Source organism: Haliscomenobacter sp., assembly GCF_040403615.1.
Lineage (GTDB): Bacteria > Bacteroidota > Bacteroidia > Chitinophagales > Saprospiraceae > Haliscomenobacter.
In genome coordinates, this window is the sequence record NZ_JBBAKG010000118.1 from 13,203 (window position 1) to 16,152 (window position 2,950).

Here is a 2,950-nt window from a genome sequence, read left to right on the forward strand (position 1 = left end):
CTGTTTTTTGTACTGAGTTATTTTTTGTGGTACCCGTCACTGAAGGCGAGAATAGGGTTTGCGCCGCCTTTGTACAATGCTGATTTGACGCCTGATTTGAAGCTAAAAATCAATTACCAAAGCATCAAACGCAATGGGGAGCTTTTTACGGAGTCCTTTCTGTTTATGCGCAATCATTTGCGCAAAGTGATGCTTCTGGTCATTGGCACAACTACATTTTATTGTACAGCTGTATTTGCCCTGAGTCCGGCCATCAATGAAGAGGTTTTCAAGTTGTCTACCAGTTGGGGTGATTATCTCGACAATTTCGACGATATGATTTTCAACGATCACCTGGCCGCTTTGCCCTTAATTATGGGGATTTGCGTAATGATTTTGTGCACAGGAATCAACCGCATGTTGATTTTCGACAGTGGAGAAGCCTGGCCAAGCTGGAGCAAACTAGGCAAAGACTTATTTGCGGCATTGCCCGGTACCGGACTGCTGCTGTTGTTGTTTGCAGCACCTGGAGCTCTTACCTGGCTGATTGGAAGCATCGTTTTCCCTATTGCTTTGCTATGGATTTTTATCGCCCAAAGCGAAGCTGGTGGCAACCCATTTACAGGCATTTCCCGAACGTTTGCGCTGGCTTTTCCTCAACGAGGCCGAGTATGGGCACTGACCTTGATTTTGTTGGGTACAGGGATCTTTTTTCTGGGCTTGATGCACAGCGGAGTGGTTGGTTTTTTCCTGGATGTGGTCACCTGGGTGGTGAATTTGCCGCCCAAAAAGATGGATCAGTTTGGCATTGTATTCCTGCTTGCCTTTCAGGTGTTCATGACCTTCTTTGTTTTTTCCATCGTGACAATTGGCCTGGGATTGATGTACTTTACCCTCACCAGCATTCAGGATGCAGGGGATTTATGGGAAAAGATTGGAAAAATTGGTGAACAACGGAGAATTCGGGGATTGGAGCGGGAATGATACTAAAAGCACAAAAGGTCTTCAACGGCGGATGAGCTATTGAAGACCTTCTATATTTTACGCTTAACGATGGTTACATGTGCAAAGCCCGGTTTGCCGTAGCCGCCAAAGCCGCCTCTTTGAATGCTTCGGTATAGGTCGGGTGGGCATGACTCATGCGTGCGGCATCTTCAGCAGAAGCCCGGAATTCCATCAAGGCTACTGCCTCTGCAATCATGTCGGCAGTACGGGGGCCAACCATGTGTACACCCAGGATTTCGTCGGTTTCCTTATCGGCCAGGACTTTCACCATGCCATCGGTATCCATGCTGGCACGGGCACGACCCAGCGCTTTGAATGGAAATTTGCCCATTTTATAAGCTACGCCTGCCGCTTTCAATTGCTCTTCGGTTTGGCCTACTCCAGCCGCCTCCGGCCAGGTATACACCACTCCGGGAATGAGGTTGTAATCGATGTGTGGTTTTTGACCTACAATGGTTTCAGCCACAAAAACCCCTTCTTCTTCAGCTTTGTGTGCCAACATTGCACCTTTGATCACGTCACCAATGGCGTAGATGCCCGGTACATTCGTTTGCAGGTGATCGTCTACAACGATGCGGCCTTTTTCATCGGCGCTTACGCCTGCGTTTTCCAGTCCCAGTTTATCGGTATAAGGCTTGCGGCCAATGGCTATCAAGCAGTAATCTGCTTCGATGCTCAATTTTTCGTCTGTGTCGCGTTTTTGGTATTCCACCACCACTTTATCCTCAGAAGGCGAAACGGCAGTGACCATGTGTTGAAGGTGAAACTTGATGCCTGTTTTGCTCAATGCGCGTTGCAATTCCTTACTGCAATCGCCGTCCATGCCGGGAATGATCCGATCCAGGTACTCGATCACGTCTACTTGTGTGCCCAGGCGTGCGTACACCGACCCCAGTTCAAGGCCAATTACGCCACCGCCAATGACTACCATACGAGCGGGTACCTTGTCGATGTTTAAGGCTTCCGTGGAAGTGATGACGCGTTTTTTGTCGTAGTTGAAATTGGCGGGTACGATTGGCTTGGAACCCGTAGCGATGATGGTTTTATCGGTTTCAATGTCCTCTGTAGAACCATCTTCTTTCGCTACGCGAATCAAATTGGCGTTGACAAATGAACCGTGACCGTAATGGACGTCGATTTTATTTTTCTTCATCAAAAATTCCACGCCTTTAACGGTCTGACTGACTACATCGTTTTTGCGCTTGATCATTTGGGGCATGTCCACCTGCAAGTTTTCCAGGAGGATGCCATGTTCGCCGAATTTTTCTTTGGCGTCATGGTAATGCTCAGATGAATCGAGCAATGCTTTGGAGGGGATGCATCCAACATTGAGGCAGGTGCCTCCCAGGGCATTGTAACGTTCAATAATGGCGGTTTTTAGTCCCAGTTGGGCGCAACGAATGGCGGCTACATACCCCCCGGGGCCAGAGCCGATCACAGTTACATCGTATTTCATAAGGTTGTGAAATTTTTTGAGAGCAAAAGTAGCTGATTTATGCTACCTGCATGCCAAATACCTCAAAAAAGAACAGGTTGAACGTATTGAATTGTTCATTTCCTGCAAACAAATATACCTGACTTACTTCTTTATCTTCTCCAGGGCTTTAATCAACTCATCAGGTTTATTCACATTCTCCAGCGCCTCGGTGTTTTCGGCAACCAACAACTCAATTGATGAATTGAGCAATACCTTGCGCGGACAAGTGTATCCTTGTCCCATGAACTGCAGCAATATGGGGTAACTGCGCGGTTCCCAAATGGTCACCAGTGGCTCAGGAAATTGATCAAACGGGCTCTTGAACGTAGTGGCCACTTTGGAAGTATTGCGTTGGGCCACCAATTGCTCCAGCGTTGCCTCATCCATATGTGGCAAATCGCAAGCAACCACCAACCAGGCCGCATCGGGATGTTCTCTGAACGCCGATAAAATAGCACCATAAGGCCCCAAGCCCAAAAAAGTATCTGG

At 47.9% G+C, this 2,950-nt stretch carries 3 protein-coding genes; 1 reads left to right on the forward strand and 2 read right to left on the reverse strand.

The features are described 5' to 3' along the window. A partial coding sequence (locus ABW391_RS24950) for a hypothetical protein (RefSeq protein WP_353484627.1) occupies window positions 1-963 on the forward strand: 963 nt, incomplete at its 5' end. Window positions 964-1,036: 73 nt separating this feature from the next. Here ABW391_RS24950 and lpdA read toward each other — a convergent pair. Beyond that, window positions 1,037-2,440 (reverse strand): dihydrolipoyl dehydrogenase, encoded by a 1,404-nt coding sequence (gene lpdA / locus ABW391_RS24955; protein ID WP_353484628.1) that lies wholly within the window; start codon window positions 2,438-2,440, stop codon window positions 1,037-1,039. A 123-nt stretch (window positions 2,441-2,563) separates the two neighbouring features. Continuing rightward, the coding region (locus tag ABW391_RS24960; RefSeq protein ID WP_353484629.1) for an NTP transferase domain-containing protein at window positions 2,564-2,950 on the reverse strand (387 nt) is incomplete at its 5' end.